The 21,751-nt window shown below is 73.2% G+C and carries 19 protein-coding genes; all 19 read left to right on the forward strand.

All coding sequences use genetic code 11. From position 1 onward, the window contains the following. Positions 1 to 2 precede the first annotated feature (2 nt). The 19 genes from ACIQ1J_RS14760 to ACIQ1J_RS14850 are packed head-to-tail and all read left to right on the forward strand — an operon-like array spanning position 3 to position 21,742. On the forward strand, positions 3 to 2,126 hold the full coding sequence (locus ACIQ1J_RS14760; RefSeq protein WP_403557074.1) for a molybdopterin-dependent oxidoreductase: 2,124 nt from the start codon (positions 3 to 5) through the stop codon (positions 2,124 to 2,126). Further along, positions 2,104 to 2,796, forward strand: a complete 693-nt coding sequence (locus ACIQ1J_RS14765) for a class I SAM-dependent methyltransferase (RefSeq protein ID WP_403557075.1) — start codon at positions 2,104 to 2,106, stop codon at positions 2,794 to 2,796. The genes ACIQ1J_RS14760 and ACIQ1J_RS14765 overlap by 23 nt, the downstream gene beginning before the upstream one ends. Then, the gene (locus ACIQ1J_RS14770; RefSeq protein WP_403557076.1) at positions 2,793 to 3,479 is read left to right on the forward strand and encodes a hypothetical protein; all 687 of its coding nucleotides are present in this window, start codon (positions 2,793 to 2,795) and stop codon (positions 3,477 to 3,479) included. The genes ACIQ1J_RS14765 and ACIQ1J_RS14770 overlap by 4 nt, the downstream gene beginning before the upstream one ends. Further along, positions 3,476 to 4,450, forward strand: a complete 975-nt coding sequence (locus tag ACIQ1J_RS14775) for a BtrH N-terminal domain-containing protein (RefSeq protein WP_403557077.1) — start codon at positions 3,476 to 3,478, stop codon at positions 4,448 to 4,450. The genes ACIQ1J_RS14770 and ACIQ1J_RS14775 overlap by 4 nt, the downstream gene beginning before the upstream one ends. After that, entirely contained in the window at positions 4,447 to 5,817 is a 1,371-nt protein-coding gene (locus ACIQ1J_RS14780) for a phenylacetate--CoA ligase family protein (protein WP_403557078.1), read from the forward strand. Before ACIQ1J_RS14775 ends, ACIQ1J_RS14780 begins: the two co-directional genes overlap by 4 nt. Then, a complete protein-coding gene (locus ACIQ1J_RS14785; protein WP_403557079.1) occupies positions 5,814 to 6,059 on the forward strand; it encodes a ferredoxin in 246 nt (81 codons plus the stop codon). Before ACIQ1J_RS14780 ends, ACIQ1J_RS14785 begins: the two co-directional genes overlap by 4 nt. Positions 6,060 to 6,064: 5 nt before the next feature. Continuing rightward, positions 6,065 to 7,564, forward strand: a complete 1,500-nt coding sequence (locus ACIQ1J_RS14790; protein ID WP_403557080.1) for a hypothetical protein — start codon at positions 6,065 to 6,067, stop codon at positions 7,562 to 7,564. Positions 7,565 to 7,575: 11 nt separating this feature from the next. Continuing rightward, positions 7,576 to 9,066: a 4-hydroxyphenylacetate 3-hydroxylase N-terminal domain-containing protein gene (locus tag ACIQ1J_RS14795; RefSeq protein ID WP_403557081.1), complete on the forward strand. Its 1,491-nt coding sequence runs from the start codon at positions 7,576 to 7,578 to the stop codon at positions 9,064 to 9,066. Continuing rightward, entirely contained in the window at positions 9,063 to 12,101 is a 3,039-nt protein-coding gene (locus ACIQ1J_RS14800) for a flavin reductase (RefSeq protein ID WP_403557082.1), read from the forward strand. Before ACIQ1J_RS14795 ends, ACIQ1J_RS14800 begins: the two co-directional genes overlap by 4 nt. Beyond that, entirely contained in the window at positions 12,098 to 13,210 is a 1,113-nt protein-coding gene (locus tag ACIQ1J_RS14805; protein WP_403557083.1) for an AMP-binding protein, read from the forward strand. The genes ACIQ1J_RS14800 and ACIQ1J_RS14805 overlap by 4 nt, the downstream gene beginning before the upstream one ends. Then, positions 13,210 to 14,139 carry a carbon-nitrogen hydrolase family protein gene (locus tag ACIQ1J_RS14810; protein ID WP_403557084.1) on the forward strand — a complete coding sequence of 310 codons (930 nt, stop codon included), beginning with the start codon at positions 13,210 to 13,212 and terminating at the stop codon, positions 14,137 to 14,139. Before ACIQ1J_RS14805 ends, ACIQ1J_RS14810 begins: the two co-directional genes overlap by 1 nt. Further along, positions 14,136 to 14,954 (forward strand): carbon-nitrogen hydrolase family protein, encoded by an 819-nt coding sequence (locus ACIQ1J_RS14815; RefSeq protein ID WP_403557085.1) that lies wholly within the window; start codon positions 14,136 to 14,138, stop codon positions 14,952 to 14,954. Before ACIQ1J_RS14810 ends, ACIQ1J_RS14815 begins: the two co-directional genes overlap by 4 nt. A 1-nt stretch (position 14,955) precedes the next feature. Beyond that, the gene (mfnA, locus tag ACIQ1J_RS14820) at positions 14,956 to 16,128 is read left to right on the forward strand and encodes a tyrosine decarboxylase MfnA (protein ID WP_403557086.1); all 1,173 of its coding nucleotides are present in this window, start codon (positions 14,956 to 14,958) and stop codon (positions 16,126 to 16,128) included. Then, positions 16,125 to 16,976: a carbon-nitrogen hydrolase family protein gene (locus tag ACIQ1J_RS14825; RefSeq protein ID WP_403557087.1), complete on the forward strand. Its 852-nt coding sequence runs from the start codon at positions 16,125 to 16,127 to the stop codon at positions 16,974 to 16,976. Before mfnA ends, ACIQ1J_RS14825 begins: the two co-directional genes overlap by 4 nt. After that, the gene (locus ACIQ1J_RS14830) at positions 16,973 to 17,803 is read left to right on the forward strand and encodes an ABC transporter permease (protein ID WP_403557088.1); all 831 of its coding nucleotides are present in this window, start codon (positions 16,973 to 16,975) and stop codon (positions 17,801 to 17,803) included. The genes ACIQ1J_RS14825 and ACIQ1J_RS14830 overlap by 4 nt, the downstream gene beginning before the upstream one ends. Next, on the forward strand, positions 17,796 to 18,770 hold the full coding sequence (locus ACIQ1J_RS14835) for an ABC transporter ATP-binding protein (protein ID WP_403557089.1): 975 nt from the start codon (positions 17,796 to 17,798) through the stop codon (positions 18,768 to 18,770). The genes ACIQ1J_RS14830 and ACIQ1J_RS14835 overlap by 8 nt, the downstream gene beginning before the upstream one ends. Continuing rightward, positions 18,767 to 20,146, forward strand: coding sequence for a coproporphyrinogen-III oxidase family protein (locus ACIQ1J_RS14840; protein WP_403557090.1), 1,380 nt, complete (start codon positions 18,767 to 18,769; stop codon positions 20,144 to 20,146). Before ACIQ1J_RS14835 ends, ACIQ1J_RS14840 begins: the two co-directional genes overlap by 4 nt. Then, entirely contained in the window at positions 20,136 to 20,840 is a 705-nt protein-coding gene (locus ACIQ1J_RS14845; RefSeq protein ID WP_403557091.1) for a class I SAM-dependent methyltransferase, read from the forward strand. The genes ACIQ1J_RS14840 and ACIQ1J_RS14845 overlap by 11 nt, the downstream gene beginning before the upstream one ends. Further along, positions 20,840 to 21,742 (forward strand): carbon-nitrogen hydrolase family protein, encoded by a 903-nt coding sequence (locus ACIQ1J_RS14850; RefSeq protein WP_403557092.1) that lies wholly within the window; start codon positions 20,840 to 20,842, stop codon positions 21,740 to 21,742. Before ACIQ1J_RS14845 ends, ACIQ1J_RS14850 begins: the two co-directional genes overlap by 1 nt. Positions 21,743 to 21,751 lie beyond the last annotated feature (9 nt).

Consider the following 21,751-nt stretch of genomic DNA (forward strand, 5'->3'; position numbering starts at 1 on the left):
CGATGGGCGGGGGACACGCCACCACGGTGCGGACGGTGTGCCGGATGTGCCACGGCGGCTGCGGCGCGCTCGTCGAGCTGACCGACGGGGTGCCCACGGCGATCGCCGGCGACCCCGGAAACCCCACCAGCGAGGGCTACTTCTGCGTCAAGGGCAAGGCCTCCCTGGACCTCGTCACCAGCCCCGACCGGCTGCGCACCCCGCTGATCCGCACCGGGCCGCGCGGCAGCGGCTCCTTCCGGGCGGCCGGCTGGGACGAGGCGCTCGACCTGGTGGCCCGGCGGCTGCGCGAGGGCGCGGACGCCCACGGCCCGGAGTCCGTGGTCCTCGCCCAGGGCACCGACCGCAACTACCAGGAGTGGGTCTTCCGGCTCGCCAACGCGCTCGGCACGCCGAATGTGGTCGGGCCTGCCCACGTCTGCTTCTACCCGCGAGTCATGGCCTCGATCCTCACCTACGGCGGCTTCACCTTCTGCGACTACGCGGGGGACCCGGAGGTGGCCGTGCTCTGGGGCAGCAACAAACTCAACACCCACTCCGACGGGGTGATCGGCGTCGGCCTGATGCGCGCCCTGGAGCGCGGCACCCGCCTGGTGGTGATCGACCCCCGGCGCACCCGCACCGCCCGCCGCGCCGAGCTGCACCTCCAGCCGCGGCCGGGCACCGACGCGGCGCTCGCGCTCGGCCTGCTCAACGTGGTGCTCGGACAGGGCTGGTACGACGCCGGGTTCGTCGAACGGCACACCTCCGGCTTCGAGGAGCTCCGGGCGCACGTCCGCGACTGGGGCCCGGCGACGGTCGCCGCGATCACCGGCGTCCCGGCCGAGGACGTCGTGGCCGCCGCCCGGATGTACGCGACTGCCGCCCGCGCCTGCGTCGAGGCCGGGACCGGGCTCTCGCAGTCCGACAACGCCTTCGACACCCACCGGGCGATCGCCCTGCTCACCGCCGTGACCGGGAACCTCGACGCGCCCGGCGGGGACCTCGTGTGGGAGCCGATGCCGATAGAGGGCCGACGCGGCTTCCCCCGCACCGACCTGCTCCCTGCGGAGCAGGCGGCCAAGCGGATCGGCGGCGCCGCGTACAAGGTGCTCTCCATGACTGGCTGGGTCGCCCCGGCCGACCTCCAGGAGGCGATCCTGCACGAGCGCCCCTACCGGGTCAGCTCGCTCCTGGTCTTCGGGTCAAACCCGCTCGTCTCGCACGAGAACGCGCCCGCGACCCGGCAGGCTCTGGAGAAGCTGGACTTCTACGCCGTCGCGGACATGTTCATGACGCCGTCGGCCCGCCTCGCCGACGTCGTGCTCCCGGCCTCCTCCTGGCTGGAGCGGGACCAGATCGTGGAGTTCAACGCCTACCTCGCGGCCCGGCAGCGGGTGACGTCCGTCGGGGACGCCCGGTCCGACGAGGAGATGATCATCGAGTTGGCCGGGCGGCTCGGCGTCGGGCGCCACTTCGCCCCGAGCGTCGAGGACGCCCTCGACGCCAAGCTGAGCGGCATCGGCCTGACCTGGAAGGAGTTCAAGGAGGTCGGCCACATCCCCAACGCCCGCCGCTACCGCAAGTACGCCGAGAACGGCTTCCGCACCCGCTCGGGCCGGGTCGAACTGGCCCACCGGGGCCTCGCGGCGATGGGGTACGACCCCCTGCCGGCGTTCCGCCCGCCGCCCGTCACTACCGATGCCATGCCGTACGTGATGACCAGCGCGCACAACCTCCAGTTCTTCAACACCGAGTTCCGGCAGCTCCCCACCACCGGCCGCCGCTACCGCGAACCGCGCGTCACGCTCCACCCGCGGGCCGCGCTCCGCCTGGAGATCGCCGACGGGGACCGGGTGGAAATCCACCGGGGCTCGGGCCGGCCCGGAGTGGTGATGCGGGCCGTGGTCTCCGACACGGTCGCCCCCGACGTGGTCGTCGCGGACGCCGGCTGGTGGTACCCGGGCGAGGAGGACGTCGGCCGGGCCACCCGGTCCTCGGTCAACCTGCTCACCGACGGCGAGCGCCGCGACCCCTACATGGGCAGCTCGATGCTCCGCGGCCTGCCCGTCGGCCTGCGCCGGGTCGTGGACGGGGCCGGCGACGACACGGAAGGGGGTGCCCGTGGCGCGCATCCGCGGCACTAACCGGGTCCACGAGACCGAGGACGGCCTCCAGGGGCCCGAACTGGCCGGCAAGTACGACGAGATGCAGCGGCACATCCGCGACCGCGGCTGGCTGCAGGAGAAGGTCGACAGCGTCCTGGCCGCCGGCATCCGCTCCGGCCCGGTCCTGGAGGCCGGCTGCGGACCCGGCTACCTGGGCCTGGAGTGGCTCGACCAGACCTCCGGCGAACGCTCCCTGACTGGCGTCGACATTTCCCCGGCCATGCTCGACCGGGCCCGGACCAACGCCGAAGCCTACGGGGTGGGCCCCTGCACCGCCTACACCGCGGCGGACATCCTGGAACTCCCCTTCCCGGACGCGTCGTTCGACCACGCCTTCAGCTCCGCCTCCCTGCACGAGTGGGCCGACCCGGTGCGGGCCCTGCGCGAGATCCACCGAGTGGTGCGCCCCGGCGGCGCGTTCTGCGTCTCGGACCTGCGCCGGGACATGGACCGCACAACGATCCAGTTCATGAAGGCCAACATCGCCGTCGACATGCGGCCCGGGTTCCTGACCTCGGTCCGGTCCGCGTACACGGTCCCCGAGGCGGCCGATCTGCTCCGGGACGCCGGCATCCGCGCCGACAGCGTGACGGCGGTGCAGATGGGACTGGTGATCGCGGGACGCAAAGAGAAGGAGAAGCTGTCATGACCACAGTCACCGGCCACCCCCTGGCCCACCGCTCCGCGGCGGGCACGTTCCCCAGGCTCTGCGACTTCCCCGCAGTCTGGGACGAGTTGCTCGCCGAGTCCGCCGCCTGGACCCGCGTCGACGTCCCCGGCTACCTGCGCACCTGGTGCGGCGAGGCGCCCGCGGACGTCACCGCCCGGTTCACCGGCGTCAACCACATCGGCGTCTACCTCGGCGACTACACCACCGACGACCAGGTGTTCGCCTGGCACGCCCACCTGGAGCACCTGCGGCGCGGGGGCGGGCTCGCGGCGGTCGAGATGGGCCCGTCGTACATCTCCCCCCGCCAGTACGGGACGCCGGGCTGGTGGCTGTCGGTCACCCTGAACGACGGCCGGGTCATCGAGACCTTCACCTGCCGGCACTACGGCGACTGGACCGCCCGGCCGGCCGACGAGCGCCGGCGGCTCATGTCGCACGTCGCCCTGGAGGTGCCCGCCGCCGACGACGTCCGCGAGGTCCTCGACCGCCTCGAACGCGACCTCGCCCACGTCGAGGCCATCGCCTACACCGAGGCCGACGAGGTCGGCCACACCTACGGCCACCTGCGCAACAACACCGCGCGCTCGGTCCTGGAGGTCGTCCACGACGCGGGGAAGAAGAAGCCGGCCGGCGGCAACGGGCGGGCGGAGGAGGTCCGATGACGAACTGGCTGTCCGGTGAGCACTGCGAGTCGAGCACCCTGGTCAACATGCTGCGCCCGCGCGGCATCGACGTCAGCGAACCCATGGTCTTCGGCCTCGGCCGCGGCCTGTCGTTCCTCTACTGGCACTCCAAGCAGATGCCGGCCCCGTTCCTCGGCGGGCGGGTCAAGCCCGACCACCTGATGCGCAACGCCACCCGCGCGCTCGGCGTCGAGCTGCGGGAGAGCGAGACCACCTCGCAGGCCAAGGCCGAGCGGGAGCTCCTCGCCGACCTGGACGCCGGCGAGGTCGTCGGCCTCAAGCTCGACCGCTTCCACCTCGACTACGCCGAGGACAGCTACCACTTCGCTGCCCACTACCTGGCGTGCGTCGGCCACGAGGACGGGACGTACACCGTCGTCGAGACGCAGGGCCTCGGTGTCCGGACCACGAGCCTGGAGAGCGTCGCCCGGGCCAGGGCGGCCAAGGGGCCGATGAGCTCCCGCAGCCTCGCGTTCCGCCTCGGCCGCTCCGGGTATGACCCGGCCCGTCTGCCCGACGCCTGCCGGGAGGCGGTGACCGAGACCGCCCGGGCCTTCCTCGAACCGCCGATCACCAACATGGGGTACAAGGGCTTCGAGAAGGCCTCCAAAGCCGTGCGCGGCTGGTGCGACACCCTCGACGACCCGGCCGCCGCGTTCAGCTTTCTCTCTCACAGCATCGAGGACGGCGGTACCGGCGGCGGCTTCTTCCGCACCCTGTGGGCGGACTTCCTCGACGAGGCGGCGGGACTGACCGGCGAGGCGTCCTGGCGGGAGGCCGCCGCCACCTACCGCGGGCTGTCCGCCCGCTGGACCAGGATCGCCGAACTCCTGGCCGACGAGACCGACCCCGCCGTCCTACGCAAGGCCGCCGACGACGTCGCCGGCGTCCTGGCCGAACTCGGCCCGGCCGAACGCGACGTGATGGAGAAGCTGGCGGGTACCCCGTGACGACGACGTCCGTTGACCGCCCGGCGACCCGCACCGACCGCCTCCACGAGGCGCTCACCGCCCGCCGCGGCCTCGCCCGCCGGGTCGCCCGGGTCGCCGCCCTGGACCGCACCGGCCTCGACGCCTGGGCGGCGTACGCCCTCACCCGGACCGTCGCCCACGCCCACCGCAACTCGCCCTTCTACGCCGACCGGATCCCCGCCTCCCTGGTCGAGGCCCTGGCCACCGACCCCGGTGCCCTGCGCGCCGTGCCCTTCACCACCCGCGGCGACCTCGCGGCCGCCTACCCGCTCGGGCTGCTCGCCGTCCCGCTGCGGGACGTGACCCGGTTCGACGAGAGCTCCGGGACGGGCGACGGCAGCTCGATCGCGGCCTTCTTCTCCGCCGAGGACTGGGTCGAGAACAACCTGACCGTCGCCCGGCTGCTGTCCGCCGTGCTCGGCCCGGACGACGTCGTCGCCGTCGCCGTCCCCTACGAACTGGCGGGCGTCGGCCAGGACCTCGACCGGGCGCTCGAACTGCTCGGCTGCACGATCGTGCCGCTCGGGGCGGCGTCGCCCGACTGCCCCCCGGAGCGCATGGTCGGCGCCCTCGCCCGCTCCGGCGCGACCGCGCTGATCTGCTCCGGAACCCGCGCCCTGCTGCTCGGCGAGACCGCCCGGCGCGGCGGCCTCGACCCCGCCCGCGACCTGCGCGTCCGGCACGTCCTCACCGCCGGGGAGGGCGCTTCGCCGGCCAAGAAGGCACTGCTCGCCCGGCAGTGGGACGCCGCGGTCCACTCGATGTTCGGGATGACCGAGACCAACACGCTCGCTATGTTCTGCGCCCGGCAGGACCTCCACCTCGTCGAGACCAGGACCTGGTTCGAGATCGTCGATCCCGCCACCGGGGAGCCGCTCCCCGACGGCTCCAGCGGCGAACTCGCCGTCACCACGCTCGCGTCGCGCGCCATGCCCCTCGTCCGCTACCGCACCGGGGACACCTGCCTGATCGAGGCCGAGCCGTGCCCCTGCGGCTCCCCGCTGCGCCGGCTGCGCCACCGCGGCCGGCTGGGGGACCGGATCGCCGTCGGCCACGGATCCGCCTCCCAGCTGGAGATCGAGGACGTCGTGCTCGGCGCCCTCACCCGCCCGCCCTACTACTTCGCCTTCGACGTCGAGGACACCGCGCTGCACGTCGCGCTGCCGCCCGACAGCGCCGCCGACGACCGGGTCCGTGACGCGATCGCCGAGGGGGCGCGGCGGCGGTTCGGGGCCGGCACCCGGTTCGGGGTTCTCGACGTACCCGCCTTCGAGCACGCGCTGCGCACCTCCGCCAAACCGACCATGCGCACCTTCCTGCGCGCCCCGCAGGAGCGGACGACATGACCGAGGCCCCGCTCCCCAGCCGGCTGCCGCTCGAGGGCCGCTTCCACATCGACGACACCTGCATCGACTGCCAGCTCTGCCGCGACCTCGCCCCCGACAACTTCGACAGCGACCCGGACACGGAGATGCACGTCGTCCACAAGCAGCCCGAGGACGCCGACGAGCTCGACCGGGTCCTCGACGCCTACGAGTCGTGTCCCAGCAACTCCATCCAGTACCTGCGCCTCCCGACCGAGGAGTGACCGCGATGACCACGCAGGAGACTCGCGCGTGCCCGGTGACCGCCCTCGGGACGGGCACCGCGGCACCGGTCGGCTGCCCCGAGACCGGGCTGCCCCGCAATGCGCTCGGCGCGATCGCGCCCAGCTACGACCACCTCCACCGGATCGACCTGGTCCAGGCGGCGCGGGAGAAGTACCCCGTCCCGCCGGGCTCCTACCCGTCCACCGTCCGCGCGGTGCTGCAGGCCGCCGAGGTGAGCCTGCTCAACCTGGCCCGGCTCACCGGCCGGGCCAGGGAGGCAATCGAGGCCGGGGACACCGCCACCGCCGCCCGCTTCGTGCAGTGGACCGCCGGCTTCCACCGGCTCCTGCGGGGTCTGGGCAAGGCCTGCCAGGAGGTGCAGAGCCTCTCCGGCAGCACCGCCCGTCCCGGCGTGCGGCTGGTGGACATCGCCGGGACGGCCGGCTGCGAGGCCTACGCCGACGAGCTGCGCGCCTTCGACGACGAGGTCCGCTGCTCGCTCCTCGTCAGCGACCCGCAGACCGTGCGGGCCACGATCGCGACCAAGGGCATCGACGACGAGCTGTACCGGCTGCTGCACGGCATCCGGCTCAGCAGCCACGACGCCACCAAGTGGGAGAGCGACCTGTCGGGCGTGCCGCTGCCGCTCGACGGCGACCTGAACGACGTCCTGTGCACGGGACTGCTTGCGGACGCGGTCGCCGCCACCGAGCTCGACCCGGGCACCCTGCACGGCGAGTTCGTGGCCCTGCACCAGATCCCGGAGATCCTGACCGCTGAGTCCAACGACCACCTGGAGCTCGCGGTCCGGGCCCTGCGCGCGGGCGAACTGAGCCGCGCGACCGCGCACCTGGCGGTCTGCACCTCCGTCCTCGGCCCGATGGTCGACGCCCAGCGGGTGATGGCGGAGCTGCTCGCCACCGGCGAGTACCACGGCTTCCGGGAGAACCTGGGCCCGGCCAGCGGCACCCACTCGCTCGCCATCAAGCAGCACATGTTCCGCGACCTGTTCAAGCACTTCTGGAACGACCTTGCCCGGTGGCTGGGCGCCGACGGCACCCTGGAGGCCGCCACCGAAGCCATCGACGCCGACCGGCACGCCGACCCCGCCTCCTGGCTGCGGCACCAGCTGCTGCACCACGCGTTCCGGCTGCACCACAGCTACCAGGAGTGGCGCCACGAGCACCTGCACATGCCGCGCAACTGCCTGGGCAGCGGCGGCACCAAGTCGATGATCGGAGTCTCGGACGGTCCTGCGGCCGTCTACAAGATGCGGGACGCCGCCAACGCCCAGCAGTCGCTGCACGCGGTGCACCGGGCCCGGGGCGTCAAGCTCACCAGCCTCGTCGACGGTTCGCCGCTCACCGCCCTGATCACCGACCCCGCCTCCGTCGACGCCGAGCTGATGCGCGTCGTCGGCGAGGCGACCCGGGAGTTCTTCCCCGAGGTCCAGGAGCAGGGCTACCAGCCGTTCGCCTCGGGCGCCCCCGAGCGCACGCCGTAGGAAGGCCGGGAATGCCGACACCAGAATTCGAGACCGCCGCGCCCGCCGCTCCCTGGGGCGGCCCGGGCCGGCCGGCCCGGGGGGCCCACGACGGCGCCTCGTTCGTCGCCGGGCTGGCCGACGACCGCGAGGTTTGGGTCGAGGGCGAGCGGGTCGACGTCACCGACCACCCCGACCTCCGGCCGATGCTGCGCACCCTCGCCGGCCTCTACGACCGCCAGCGCTCCCCCGAGCTGACGCACGAGATGACCTACCGGCCCGAGCCCGGCGGGAACGCGGTCAGCCTCTCCTACCTGGCGCCGGAGACCCCCGAGGACCTGGACCGCAAGTGGCTCAACTCCCGGCACTGGGCGGAGGGTTCACACGGTCAGATCAGCCGGGTGCCGGACTTCATGGCCAACGTCGTGGTCGGCCTGTACGACTTCCGGCACGCCCTCGCCGAGGTCGACCCGGTGTTCGCGGAGAACGCCGAGCGGTACTACCGGCACTGCCGCGAGAACGATCTGGTGCTCACCCACGGCCTCGGCGACCCGCAGGTCGACCGCTCGGTCACCCCCACCCAGCGGCCCGAACTCGGCCTGCGGGTCGTGCACCGCGACGACAGCGGCATCGTCGTGCGCGGGGCCAAGCAGATCGCCACCCTCGCCCCGTACGCGCACGACGTCCTCGTCTACCTCTCGCCCGCCAACTACCTGCGCGAGGACCCGGCGTACGTGTGCTGGTTCGGCGCCCGGCTCGACAGCCCGGGGCTGCGGATCCTGTGCCGCCGCTCGTACCACGGGCAGCCCCACACCCTGGGCTCCCGGTTCGACGAGCAGGACGCCATGCTCGTCTTCGACGACGTGTTCGTCCCCCGCGACCGGATCTTCCTGCTCGACGACGCCGCCACCGCGGTCAAGGGCTTCCACGCGCTCAACCGCTGGTCCCTGTACACCGGCCAGATCCGCCTCCACCACCGGCTGCGGGTGCTCCTCGGCACGGCCTCGCTGCTCGCGAAGTCGATCGGTGTGGAGAGGTTCCGCGAGGTGGGCTCGCTCCTGGGCGAACTGGCCTCCTACGTCTCGGTGGTCGAGCTCTCGCTCCGGTCGATCGGCCGGGACGCCACCCGTACCAAGAGCGGCCTGCTCGCGCCGGGGCCGACCGCGCCGCTCGACGCGATCGCCGGCCTGTTCTCCGAGCGGGCCTCGGCGATCGTCCGGCAGATCGGCGCCTCCGGACTGATCATGCAGCCCACCGAGGGCGACCTGGGCGCACCCGAGATCCGCGCCGCGCTCGACAGCTACATGGGCGGCCGGGACACCTCCGTCGAGGACAAGTCACGGATGTTCCGGCTCGCCGGCGACCTGGTCGTCGACCGCTTCGGCATGCGGCAGGAGCTGTACGAGGCGTGGAACCGCGGCGACCCCGCCCGGGTCCGCACGGCGCTGTGGAACACCTTCGCCGACCTCCCGGGCTGCGAGACCGCCGCCCGCACCCTGGCCGACCTGTTGGAGCACCCGTGACCGACGACCGCCCCGTGCGCCACGACAGCATCGTCCTGGAGGGCGTCACCACCCACAACCTCAAGTCCGTCGACGTGGCCCTGCCCAAGGGCAGGTTCGTCGTCGCGGCCGGGGTCTCCGGATCGGGGAAGTCCTCTCTGATCATCGACACGCTGTTCGAGCACGCCAAGTCGATCTACCTCGGCGCGCTCTCCGCGAAGTCCCTCGACCTCGGCGACGGCGACTACCAGTTCGACCGCATCTCCGGCATCCAGCCTCCCGTGGCCCTGCGCCAGCGCGACGGCGGCTACAGCAACCCGCGCTCGACCGTCGGCACCCTGACCGGGATCGACGGGCTCTACCGCATGCTGTTCGGCGCCGGCTCGCGCCCGGTGTGCCCGGCCTGCTTCGGCCCGACCGGCGCCGACCTGCTCTGCCCCGACTGCGGCGTCTACGCCGAACCGCACACCGCGCAGCACTTCAGCCCGAACCGCAGCGAGGGCAGGTGCCTGCACTGCGACGGCGTCGGCGAGCTGGTCGGCTTCTCGCTCGACCGGGTCGTCCCCGACCCGTCGCGGACGCTGCGGCAGATCTGGGACGGCGCCGACCCGGGCACCTTCGCCGTCCCCAACTGCCGCAAGGTGTTCGAGGCCATGGCCGAGGACACCGGCATCCCGCTCGACCGGCCGTTCTCCCGGCTCACCGACGAGCAGCGGGAGCGGGTCCTGCACGGCAGCGACACCGTCTACTCCGTCAAGCTGTCCAAGGTCACCAACGACTTCCGCTTCGAGGGCATCCTCGGCTTCCTGGAGCGCGCCTACCGCAACGCCAGCAGCCCCGCCCGGCGCGAGGCGTTCACCCACTACCTGGTCAGGGACGCCTGCCCGGTCTGCGACGGCGGCCGACTGCGGCCGGAGTCGCTGCGCGCCACCGTCGACGGGCGGACCTTCCCGGAGTTCCAGCGCGACGAGCTCACCGCGTCCGTCGAGCGGTTGCGGGACGCGCTCGCCGGGGGCCGGCTGCCGGGCCGGGTCCGCGAGCTGGCCCGGGAGATCGTCAAGCGGTGCGACGACATCGCGCAGGTCGGCCTCGGCCACCTCCAGCTGCGCCGGACCGTCGTCACCCTCTCCGGCGGCGAGCTGCAGCGGCTGCTGCTCGCCCAGCACCTGGCGAGCGACCTCACCGGCGTCTGCTACGTCCTGGACGAGCCCACCGCCGGCCTGCACGAGGCCGAGACCGACGACATCCTCGCCTCGCTGCGCCGGCTGCGGGACCTGGGCAACACCGTCATCGCCATCGAGCACGACGAGTCCGTGATCGCCGCCGCGGACTGGGTCGTCGAGCTCGGCCCCGGCGCCGGCTCCCGCGGCGGCGAGGTCGTCTTCGAGGGCCCGGTCGCCGAGCTCCTCGAGCACCCCGACTCCCCGACGGCGAAGGCCCTGCACTCCCCGCCGACCGCCCGCGAGGCGGCCCGTGGTGGCGACGGCGAGTGGCTGGAGGTGCGCTCCCTGTCCCGCAACAACGTCGAGGAGCAGGCCGTACGGTTGCCGCTGCGCGGTCTGACCTGCGTCACCGGGGTGTCCGGGGCGGGCAAGAGCTCGCTGGTCGCCGCCCTGCACGAGAAGGTCAGGGCGGCGCTGCGGGACCACGGGGCGGCCGGCGACATCGAGGGGATCAAGCACCTCGACGACGTGACCTACGTCGAGAAGCGCCCCATCGGCCGGTCCAGCCGCTCCACCCTGGCGACCTACATCGGTATCGGCGACCACATCCGGGACGCCTTCGCGGGCAGCCCCGACGCGATCGAACGGAACCTCGGCCGCACCGAGTTCAGCACCAACGTGGCCGGCGGCCGCTGCGAGGCATGCAAGGGCCTGGGGCTCGCGGAGGTCGACACCACGCTCTTCCGCAGCGAGCACGTGGTGTGCGCGGAGTGCGACGGGCGGCGGTTCCAGGGGCACGTCCTGGAGGTGCGGCTCGACGGCCGGAACATCCACGACGTCCTGTCGACGACCGTCGAGGACGCCCTGCCGTGGTTCGCGCGGCTCGGCTACACCAAGGTGGTCAAGGCGCTCCGGGTCCTCGACGAGTTCGGCCTCGGCTACCTGCCGCTCGGCTCCTCCACCACCACCCTGTCCGGCGGCGAGGCCCAGCGCCTCAACCTCGCCGGCGAGCTGAACAAGTCGCGGCGCGGCGGCACCCTGTTCGTCTTCGACGAGCCGACCCGGGGGCTGCACCCGGCCGACACCCGACACCTGCTCGCCCTCTTCGACCGGCTCGTCTCCTCCGGCAACACCGTCGTCGCCATCGAGCACAACCTGCGCGTCGTGGCCGTCGCCGACTGGGTCGTCGACGTCGGCCCCGGGGCCGGGCGGGCCGGCGGTGAGGTCGTGCACTGCGGGACCCCGCAGGACCTGCTCGACTGCGAGGCGTCGACGACCGCCCGCTACCTGCGGCGGACCCTGGCCGGTCCCACCGCGGCCACCGTCCGGGACGCCGCCCCCGGCGCGGGCCCGCGCCGGGCCGCCCCCGCGGCAGGGGCGGACGCGGCCCTCCCGGCGACGGACGTGCTGCCGCACTCGGTCGCCGTCGTGACCGGCTGCGCGGGGGACACCGCCGAGGGACCGGCGGTGCCGCGCGGCCTGACCGTCGCCTCGCTCACCGCCGTCTCCCAGGACCCGGGTCTCGTCGCGTTCCTGGTGAAGGCGACCAGCTCCAGCTGGACAGGGATCGCCCCCCGCGCGCACTTCCTCGTCAACATCCTCAGCGACGAACAGGCCGATCTCGCCCGGGTCTTCGCCCGCACCCGGCCCGACCTCCGCTTCGACGACGTGGCCTGGGCGGCCACCGCCGAGGGCTGCCCCCGCATCGAGGGCGCCTTCGGGTTCGTCGAGTGCCGGACGGCGGCGAGCTACCGGATGAACGACCACCTGCTCGTCCTCGGCGAGGTGCTGCACACCGAGACCGACCCCGACCGCAGGCCGCTGCTCCGCGACGGCCTGGGCGGATCCGGCGACTACGGCTGGGCGCAGGCCGGGACGGGGGCGGGCGCATGACCTCCGCCACCGACCGTTTCGAGGCCTACTTCGACCAATGGCTGCGCGTCCTGCAGAACGGCTCGCCCCCCGGTGCCGGCCCCGGGTCCGCCGCGCCGGTGCGCTACGCCGAGTGGGAGGGCCCCGACGGGACCACCTACCCGGTCCGCGCCCCGCGCCTGGAGTGGACGGAGCACCAGATCGACACCGCCGCGGCGCTCGCCGACGTCGTCACCCCCGACGACGTGGTGGTCGTCGCCGCCCCCTACGAGCTGTCCCTGGCGGGCGCGGCCGTTGAGCGGGCCGTGGAACTGCTCGGCGCCGCGATCGTCAGCGTCGGGACCAGCAACACGATCTGCCCGGTGCCGCGGCTGCTCGACCTGGTCCACCGGTACCGGGTGACGGTCCTGGTGGGCCCGCCGCAGCTGGCCGCCGAACTCGCCGCGCTCGACGAGGCGGCGGGCCGCCGCCCCGCCGTGTCGAGCGTCACCACCCTGGTCGCGACCCGGCCGGCCGCCCCCGAGCGGCTGCGCCGGATCGCCGCCGCCTGGGGTGCCACGGCGACCGGCCTCTTCGGCACGCCCTCCCGGCCCGCCGCGGCCGCGCCCTGCCGCCACGGCGGCCTCCACCTGGCCGCCGACCGGTTCCGGGCGCGGCTGCGCGATCCGGCGCCGGGCCGGCTCGGCGCCGGCGGCACCCGTGGCGAGCTCGTCCTGGAGCCGCTGCGGCCCGGCGGGTTCGCGCCGGAGGAGACGACCGGGGAACTGGTCGAACTGCCCGCCGCCCCCTGTGCCTGCGGCTCCACCCGGCCGCTCGCCGTCCCGCTGGGCCGGGTCGCCGACACCGTCCTCTCCGCGGCGGGACCCGTCACCCAGGTGGACGTCGAGGAACTCCTGTTCACGTCCCCCCACCCCCGCGGGCGCGTCACCGCCCGGGCCGAGGACGGACGGCTGCTGGTCGCGTGCGACCTGGGCGCGCGGGGCGAACGGCACCTGGGGGCCCTCCGGCGGCTGGTCGGCGAGCGGTTCGGCCCGGCGGTCGAACTCCGGCCGCCCGCCCACGCACCCGAGCGCACCACCGGACCCGAGCGGGATCCGGCCGAAGGCGACACCCGTACGAGGAGCAGCTGATGAAGGTAGCGGTCGTGCAGACGCGCTGGGCCGACGACCCGGCCGACGGGCTGAGGAACGCCCAGCTCGCCGTCGAGGAGGCCACCGGGAGCGGTGACCCCGACGTCATCTGCTTCCCCGAGTTCTTCCTCGGCCCGCCCTGGTACATGCCGGGCCAGCAGCACCTGAAGGGCCGCACCGACACCCGGATCCCCGGGCCGGTCGTGGAGACCTTCCAGAAGCTGGCCCAGAGCACCCGCACCAACATCGTGCTCGGCTCGGTCGTCGAGGAGCTCGACGACGGCAAGTACAGCAACACCTCGCTGTTCCTGGACCGGAACGGCTCGATCACCGGCCGGGCCGCCAAGGCCCACGTCTTCGGCAACGAGATGGTCGTCTGCCGCCCCGCCGACGCGCTCGGCGTCGTCGAGACCGACTTCGGGCGGATCGGCCTCGCCGTCTGCTCCGACTTCTGGGTGCCGGAGTCAATCCGCGTCATGGCGCTCGCCGGGGTGCACACCGTCTTCGTCCCGGGCGGCACCCTGCGCCAGAACCAGGCGCTGATGGTCAACGCGCTGCGCACGACGGCGTACCTCAACCACGTCAACGTCGTGTACGCCAGCTCCGTCGGGCTCGTCGAGGGCATGCGCGGCGACCGGGTGGTGCAGATCCACTTCGCCGGCACCAGTCTCGTGGTGACCCCCGAGGGGGTGACGGCCCAGGCCGGCAGCGCGCGGCCGCAGATCCTGCACGCAGCCCTCGAACCGCCCGAGCCGCACGGCGACGGCGGGCACTGGCGGTCGCTGCGCCGCCCGGAGGCCTACACCCCGCTGCTCGGCCCGTACGTCGGCATGAGCCGGGACCTCGCGGCGGAGCTGCGCACCAGCCTGGCCGAGTCCGGTGGCGGGACGGCCGCGCCCACGACGAACCCGCAGGAGGCGCGCGCATGAGCCAGGTCTTCGTCGCCCAGTACCGCCACCGCGCCGACGCCCGCGCCACCCTGGACGCGCTGACCGCGCTCCTCGACGCCGGCGTCACCCCGCGGGCCGACTTCCTGGTGCTCCCCGAGAACACCCTCGCCCTGCCGGACGCGGGCCCGCTGCCCACCGCGCTGCGGGAGGAGGCGCTGACGTACCTGGCCCGGATCGCCCGCCGCAACGACGCCCACGTCCTCACCGGCTCCTGGGCGGAGGAGAACCCCGACGGCTCCGGCGTCGAGCAGGTCGCGTACCTGCTCGACCCCGAGGGCGGGATCCGGCTCACCGTCCGGCGGGCGTTGGACGCGCGGGGCCGCACGGCCACCGGCGACGACTTCCCCGTCGTGGACACCGAGCACGGGCGGGTCGGGGTGCTGCTCGGACCCGACTTCTGGCTGGTCGAGCCGCCCCGCATCCAGTGCCTGGCCGGCGCCGAGTTGCTGCTCGTGGCCTCCTCGACCAGCGGCGGCACCACCGACAGCCAGCACGCCGCCGTCTGGGGCGTCGCCACCCTCGACACCGTGGGCGTCGCCCTGGCCGCCGGACTCGGCGCCCCCTCGGCGGGCGGCTCGGGCATCGCCGTGCCCGACGGCTTCCTCGCCTGGGCCGGCACCCGGGAGGCCGTCGTCAGCGCCGCCTGGGACCCGGACCACATCCGGCACCTGCGCAAGCCGGACCTGCGCTTCCAGGAGACCCTCTGGTTCGGCCTGTGGGCCCGGCGCCCCGAGCTGTACGCGAGCCTCACCGGCGGCCCGGCCGCGGTGTCCGCCGACGGGACGGGGGGCTGAGATGCGCCCCACCGGGCTCCCCGCCGCCGCGGTGCGCGACGAGATCGCCGCGGCCCTCGCCGAGGACGTGCCCTGGCCCCGGGTGCTCAACTCCATCTGCACCGCCCCGCACCCGGTCGCCGTCGAGGCCGCCCACGCCGCCGCGCACACCAACCTCGGCGACGTGCGGATCTTCCGCGGCACCAAGCGGATCGAGCGCGCCGCGGTGGCGCTGCTGCTCGGCCTGCTCGGCCGCCCGCAGGGCGCCGGCAGCCTCGTCTCCGGCGGCACCGAGGCCAACCTGCTCGCCGTGCTCGCCGCCCGCCGGGACGCCGCGACCGCCGGCCGGCTGACCGAGCACCCCGAGGTCGTCGTGGGCAGCACCGTGCACTTCTCCTTCGACAAGATCTTCGCGGCGCTGGGCATCACCCCCGTCCGGGTCCCCGTCGACGACGGCCTGCGACTCGCGCCCGTGTCGGTGGAGAAGGCGCTGACCGCGGACACGATCGCGGTCGTCGCCACCGCCGGGAGCAGCGAACTCGGCGTCGTCGACAAGGTCGACGAGATCGCCGCCGTCGTGGAACCGCACGGCGTGTGGCTGCACGTCGACGCGGCGACCGGCGGGTTCGTCATCCCCTTCGCCCGCGACATCGGCCTGCCGCTGCCGCGGTTCGACCTGGGCGTGGACGGCGTCCGCTCGGTCACGATCGACCCGCACAAGTACGGGCTCGCCACCGTGCCCGCGGGGGCGGTCCTCTTCCGCGACGAGGAGGTCCACCAGGCCGACTCCTTCTTCCACGGCACCCCCGCCCACACCACCTTCCTCGGTACCCGCCCGGGCAGCGCCGCCGCGGCCACCTACGCCGTACTGCGACACCTCGGCCGGGAGGGGTTCGTCGAGATCACCCGGGCGAACTACGAGAACACCCGCTACCTCGTCGACCGGCTCGCCGCGGCCGGGTACGGGCTGATCGTCCAGCCCGAGCTGAACATCGTGGTCGCCCGAGTGCCGAACGCCGCCGAGGTGTCGCGGCTCCTCGGGACCAGGGACTGGATCGTGTCGACCTCGACCCGGTTCGACGACGCCGTCCGGGTCGTCGTCACCCGGCACGTCACCCGGGACGTGATCGACGCCTTCCTGCCGGCCCTGGTCGCCGCCGACCACGACGTCCGGGCGGAGGTGGCCGCACGGTGAGCCTGTTCCGTGGACAAGGCCTTACCCTGGCCGCGCTCCAGCTGCGGACCGACGCCGGCCGGCGCGAGGAGAACCAGGCCCGGGCGGCGGAGCTGCTCGCCGAGGCGGCCGACCGGGGGGCCGATCTCGCCTGCCTGCCGGCGACGTTCGCCACCGGGCTGAACTTCCCGTCGATCCGCAAGGACGCCACCCCCCTCGACGGACCCATCGTGGAGTTCCTCGCCGACCGGGCGCGGAACCACGGGATGCACATCGCGGCCGGGGTGCTGCTCGCCGAGGGCCGGGACCTCTTCGACGCCGCCGTGCTCGTCGGCCCGGGCGGCGACGTCCTCGGCCTCTACCGGCGGGCCGCGCTGTGGGAGGGGGAGCGGGACTACCTGGCGCCCGGCGAACCACTGGACGCCGTCGACACCCCGCTCGGCCGGATCGGCCTCCAGGTCAGCTACGACCTGCGCTTCCCCGAGGCGAGCCGGCGGTTCCTGGCTCAGGAGACCGACGTCGTCGTGTGCGTGGCGAACCTGTTCACCGAGTTCTCCCACCACGTCCGGACCCTGGCGCGGGCCCGCGCCGCCGACAACCAGACCGCCCTGGTGCTCGCCAGCGGCTCCGGCGAGAACCGGTTCGTCGGCATGGCGTACCTCGGCCGCAGCTGCATCGTCGACGGCCTCGTCCCGGGCGGCGCGGAGGACGACGCCGACGTGCTCGCGGAGATCCCCGCCCGGACCCGGGAGGGCGTCGCGCTCGCCACGATCCACCCCCGCCGGCGCCGCAAGACCAGCGACGGGCTGCCGTTCCGCGCGGACGCCGCCGCGACCTGGCGCACCTCCTACGTGTGGGAGGGCCGATGACCGCCCCGGCCTACCGGCGCGACGGCTCGCCGGCGTCCGCCCCGCCCTCGCCCGGCGGACGCCGGTTCCGGTTCGCGGAGTGGGTGGCCGATGTGCTCCGCCTGGTCGCGCTCGACCTGCGGCAGTTCTTCGACAACAAGCTGTACTCCGTCTCGACCTTCCTGACTTCGGTGTCGATGGTGCTCGCGTTCGGCGCGGCCACGGACGAGATGGCGAGCCCCGCCCCGGGCGCGGCCACCTTCTTCGACTTCGTGTTCCCCGGCATCCTCGCCGCGGGCGTCATGTTCAGCTGCACCTACACCGTCGGCTACACGATCATCGTGGACCGCAACCGGCGCACCATCGAGGACCTGATCCTCTCGCCGCTCTCCTACTCCGGCTTCCTGGTGGCCCGGTTCGCCGGTGTGCTCTTCAAGTGCCTGCTGCAGTTCGCGGCGGTCCTCGTGCTCGGCATCGCCGTGTTCGACGCCGCCGTGAAGTCGGTGCCGCTCGCGGCCCTGGCCTTCGTCACCGGCTGCCTGGCGTTCGCCGGGCTCGGGGTCTTGGTGGCCACCTTCTCGACGGAGATCTCGTTCCCCGCGGTGGTCAACATCATCGTCATCCCGCTGATGTACTTCGCCGGCGTCTTCTTCCCGCTGGGCAACCTGGGCTGGGTCGGCGACGTCATGGAGCGGCTGCCGCTCTCGGTGAACGTGGAGCTGTTCCGGGCCGCGACCGGGCAGGGCCCGGCCGCCTCCGGCGAGGCCGTCGCGCTCGCCGCCGGGTACGCGGTGGCGGCCGTCGCCGTGGCGGCGTACGCGTTCCGGCGGAGGATCGGCCGTGGCTGAGCCGAGCGGGCGCGCGCCCGCCGTCCTTCAGGTCACCGGCCTGGACTACCGCGTCAGCCCCGAGTTCGCCCTGCGGGACATCTCCTTCGAGGTCGCGGCAGGCGAGGGCGTCGCGGTGATCGGCTCGAACGGCGCCGGGAAGACGACCGTCATCCGGCTCGTCGCGGGCCTGCTCAAGCCCCGCGCCGGGACGGTGACCGTGTGCGGCACCGACGCCCGCCGCTGGGGCCGGGTCAGCCACCACATCGGCTACGTCCAGCAGGCGAAGGAGCTCCCCGACGGTGTGACGGTCGAGGAGTACGTCCGCTACCAGCTGCGCCTGCGCCGGGCCGCCCCCGGCAGGCTGCCCGAACTCCTGGCCTTGGCCGAGCTGGAGGAGTACGCGGGGCACGACGTCCGTACCCTGTCCGGCGGTAGCCAGCGCAAGCTGCACCTGATCACCGCGGTCGCGCACCGCCCCGACCTGCTGATCCTCGACGAGCCCACCGCGGGCCTCGACCCCGGCGCCCAGCAGGCCCTGCTGCGGCTGTTGGCCGACCTGAAGAAGGACGGCGTCGGGGTGCTCTTCGCCAGCCACCACCGGCACGAACTCGACGCGCTCGCCGACTCCGTCGTCGTCCTGCACGCCGGGCGGCGGACCGCGGCGACCACCCTCGCCGACATCGCTCGCACGGCCGGGAATCCCCGGCTCGTCCTCGAGACCCATCCCGACGACCAGCCCGGGCCCCTCCAGGAGTGGGCCGCCGCCCTGCCCGACCGCCACACCGGCGTCCGGGCCGTCAGCCCCACCCCGGCCGGCGCGGACGTCGAGCTGACGGCCGGCGAGCACCCCCGGGCGCTGGGCGAGCTCGTCGGCCTCGCGCACGCCGCCGGCATCGCCCTGCGCGCCGCCTCCTACCACCAGGCGACCCTCGCGGACGTCGTCCGCACCCTCTCCCGACACACCGGATCGGAGACCAGCCCATGAGCATCACCACGACCAGCATGCCGTTCTGGAAGGAATACCCCGAGCGGGACAACGAGTGGGTCCGGCAGTACCCCACCAAGCACGTCGCGGTCACCGAGGACGAGGTGTTCACCCGCAAGCAGATGGGGGTGTACATGCACATCCCGTTCTGCAACCGGCTCTGCTTCAGCTGCCCCTACATCAAGTTCCAGACCGAGCGCGACCTGACGCTGGCCTACCTCGACGCGCTCAAGGCGGAGATCACCAACTACGCCTCCCGGCCGTACGTCCAGGACCACGTGATCACCCTCGGGTACATCGGCGGCGGCACGCCCACCTCGCTGACCGCGCAGCAGCTCGACGACCTGCTCGGGCACCTGCACGACAGCCTGGACTTCGCGCCCGACGCGGACTTCTCCATCGAGACCACGCCGATCGACATCACCGAGCGCAAGGCGAAGGTGCTCCTGGACCGCGGGGTCCGCCGGATCAGCCTCGGGGTGCAGACCTTCGTCGAGGAGGAGCTGAGGAACATCGGCCGGCCCAGCGACCCCGAGATGCTGAAGAACAGCATCCGGCTGCTGCAGAAGGCCGGCTTCGAGAACATCAACATCGACCTCATGCACGGCATCAACGGCCAGACGATGGACGGCTGGGAGCACAGCCTGGAGACGGCCATCGAACTCGGCGTGACCTGCGTGTCGTTCTACACGTACATGGAGTTCGCGCAGGTCTCCACCAAGCGGCGAAAGCTGCCGCCGGTCCCGGGCCGCGAGCTGGTCGACGAGATGTTCTTCTTCGCCGCGGAGAAGCTCACGCAGAACGGCTTCCTCGGCTACTACGGGGACTGCTTCGCCAAGCCCGGCTTCCAGCCGAAGTACGGCGAGACGTCCTGGAGCGACGACGTCCCCATCATCCCGCTCGGCCCCACCGCCACCGGCCACCTGCGCGACCACTGGTACTTCAACGAGCCCGACCTGGGCAAGTACGTCGCGACCGTCCGCGAGGGGAGGCTGCCCATCTCGATGGGCCGGCACATCCCCAAGGACGAGGCGATCCGCCGGTCGATGGTGCTCGGCATCAAGGCCGGCCGGCTCGACCGGGAGCGCTTCAGGCGGCTGCACGGCGTGGACTTCACGGAGATGTTCGCCGACGAGATCGCCGGGCTCGTGGAGAAGGAGCTCGTCACCGTCAACGAGCACGGCATCGAGGTGACCGGACCCAAGGGCTGGTACTACCTGGACAACATCTCCAAGACGTTCTACTCGCCGGAGTTCCGCCGCTACCCGCAGCACCTGGGGGCCGACATCACCGGATTCATCTCACCGCAGCGCGCGCTGCCGCTCGAGGTCGTGGGCGGCGGAGAGCAGGGCCAGGGAGGCTGCCATGACCACTGAGGCACCGCTGCTCGACCTCTCCGTACGGGTCCCGCTGGACCGCCCGCACGGCGACATCGAGGCCGTCCGCGCCTACGACCTCGGCATGCGCCGCTCCGCGCTGATGGCGTACAAGCGGCCCACCGAGCGAATCCTGGCCGCTTACCGCGAGGGGATGACCGACTTCGTCGACCTCGGGTTCAACACCGGCCTGCTCTCCCTGCACGTCTCGGGCCGGCTGCCCGATGTCGCCGTCTCCGGCGTCGAGGAGTTCGCGAACCTCGTCGACGTCGCCGAGGACAACCTGACGCTCGGCGTCTGGGCGAACATGGCCGGCGACGTCGAGTTCGAGCAGGCCAAGCTGAGCCGGCTGCCGTTCCCCGACGATTCCGCCGACATCGTCTACTCCTTCTCCTCGCTGCACCGCTGGCGGCGGCCGGTGGAGACGCTCCGGGAGGCCGCCCGGATCTGCAAGCCGGACGGCACGATCCTCATCGAGGACGTCAACCGGCTGGCCGAGGAGGGGCACATCACGTTCATCCTCCAGTTCGTCAAGGAGGGCGGCGAACAGTTCATGCGCTCGCTCAAGGCCGCCTACTCCCCGGACCAGGCCCGCGAACTGGTGCACGAGGCCGGGCTCGACGACTGGCATGTCGTCGAGGAGGACCTGGGGCTCGTCATCTCCAACCGGCCCGTCACCCAGGTGAGCATGTGATGGGCCGGCCCACCACGATCGCCGTCGTCCAGATGGAGTCCAAGCTCGGCCGCGAGCCGGCCAACCTGCGGCGCGCCGAACGCCTGGTGCGGCAGGCCGCGGCCGAGGGCTCGGACCTGGTGTGCTTGCCGGAGGCGTTCCTCACCTCCGGCAACATCCTGGAGGTCGCCGACGTCGCCGTCGCCATCCCCGGCGACGCCACCGACCAGCTCTGCGCCCTCGCCGCCGAGCTCGGCGTCCACCTCGTCGCCGGGCTCCTGGAGCGCGGCACCCTGGACGGCGCCACCGCGTACTTCAGCACCTCGGTGCTCGTCGACCGCACCGGCGAGCTGCGTGGCACCTACCGCCGCGTCCACCGCCACGAACTGGAGAGCCGCTACCTGGCCGGCGGCAGCGCCTACCCGGTCTTCGACCTCGACATCGGCCGGATCGCCCTGATGCAGGGCTACGACGTGAACTTCCCCGAGGTGTCCCACGAGTACCTGCGGCGCGGGGTGGACCTCGTCGTCTGCTCCGCACTGGTACCGGACATGTTCACCTACGTCGTCGACATGCGGCTGCCGGTCCGGGCCGTCGACGGGGAGTTCGTGCTCGCCTTCGCCTCCGGCATCGGCAACAACCTCTACGCCGGCTTCGGCTACATGGGCCGCAGCCAGATCCTCGCCGACCCGCTCTTCCTGGAGTCGGAGCGCTTCGACTTCGAGGACGGCGACGAGCGGATGCTCGTCCTCGGCCCCGGCGAGGGCGTGGGGACCGTCGAGGTCGACCTGGAGCGGATGCGCCGCTACCGGGAGAAGGCCACCCTCCGCAACGACCTCAGGCCCGACACGTACTGGCAGCTCGATCCCGACGCCGCCAACCCCACCGCACCTGGACCAGCCACGGCGTCCAGCCAGACGTAGGAGCACCCG

The sequence above is a fragment of the Streptomyces sp. NPDC097107 genome, from assembly GCF_044762405.1.
Taxonomy (GTDB): Bacteria; Actinomycetota; Actinomycetes; order Streptomycetales; family Streptomycetaceae; genus Streptomyces; species Streptomyces thinghirensis.

Coding starts and splice junctions, on each gene's coding strand:
- ACIQ1J_RS14795 (WP_403557081.1), top strand. CDS start 7,576: ATGCCGACACCAGAATTCGAGACCGCCGCGCCCGCCGCTCCCTGGGGC.
- ACIQ1J_RS14845 (WP_403557091.1), top strand. CDS start 20,136: ATGACCACTGAGGCACCGCTGCTCGACCTCTCCGTACGGGTCCCGCTG.
- ACIQ1J_RS14760 (WP_403557074.1), top strand. CDS start 3: ATGGGCGGGGGACACGCCACCACGGTGCGGACGGTGTGCCGGATGTGC.
- ACIQ1J_RS14805 (WP_403557083.1), top strand. CDS start 12,098: ATGACCTCCGCCACCGACCGTTTCGAGGCCTACTTCGACCAATGGCTG.
- ACIQ1J_RS14785 (WP_403557079.1), top strand. CDS start 5,814: ATGACCGAGGCCCCGCTCCCCAGCCGGCTGCCGCTCGAGGGCCGCTTC.
- ACIQ1J_RS14815 (WP_403557085.1), top strand. CDS start 14,136: ATGAGCCAGGTCTTCGTCGCCCAGTACCGCCACCGCGCCGACGCCCGC.
- ACIQ1J_RS14840 (WP_403557090.1), top strand. CDS start 18,767: ATGAGCATCACCACGACCAGCATGCCGTTCTGGAAGGAATACCCCGAG.
- mfnA (WP_403557086.1), top strand. CDS start 14,956: ATGCGCCCCACCGGGCTCCCCGCCGCCGCGGTGCGCGACGAGATCGCC.
- ACIQ1J_RS14850 (WP_403557092.1), top strand. CDS start 20,840: ATGGGCCGGCCCACCACGATCGCCGTCGTCCAGATGGAGTCCAAGCTC.
- ACIQ1J_RS14770 (WP_403557076.1), top strand. CDS start 2,793: ATGACCACAGTCACCGGCCACCCCCTGGCCCACCGCTCCGCGGCGGGC.
- ACIQ1J_RS14810 (WP_403557084.1), top strand. CDS start 13,210: ATGAAGGTAGCGGTCGTGCAGACGCGCTGGGCCGACGACCCGGCCGAC.
- ACIQ1J_RS14775 (WP_403557077.1), top strand. CDS start 3,476: ATGACGAACTGGCTGTCCGGTGAGCACTGCGAGTCGAGCACCCTGGTC.
- ACIQ1J_RS14790 (WP_403557080.1), top strand. CDS start 6,065: ATGACCACGCAGGAGACTCGCGCGTGCCCGGTGACCGCCCTCGGGACG.
- ACIQ1J_RS14830 (WP_403557088.1), top strand. CDS start 16,973: ATGACCGCCCCGGCCTACCGGCGCGACGGCTCGCCGGCGTCCGCCCCG.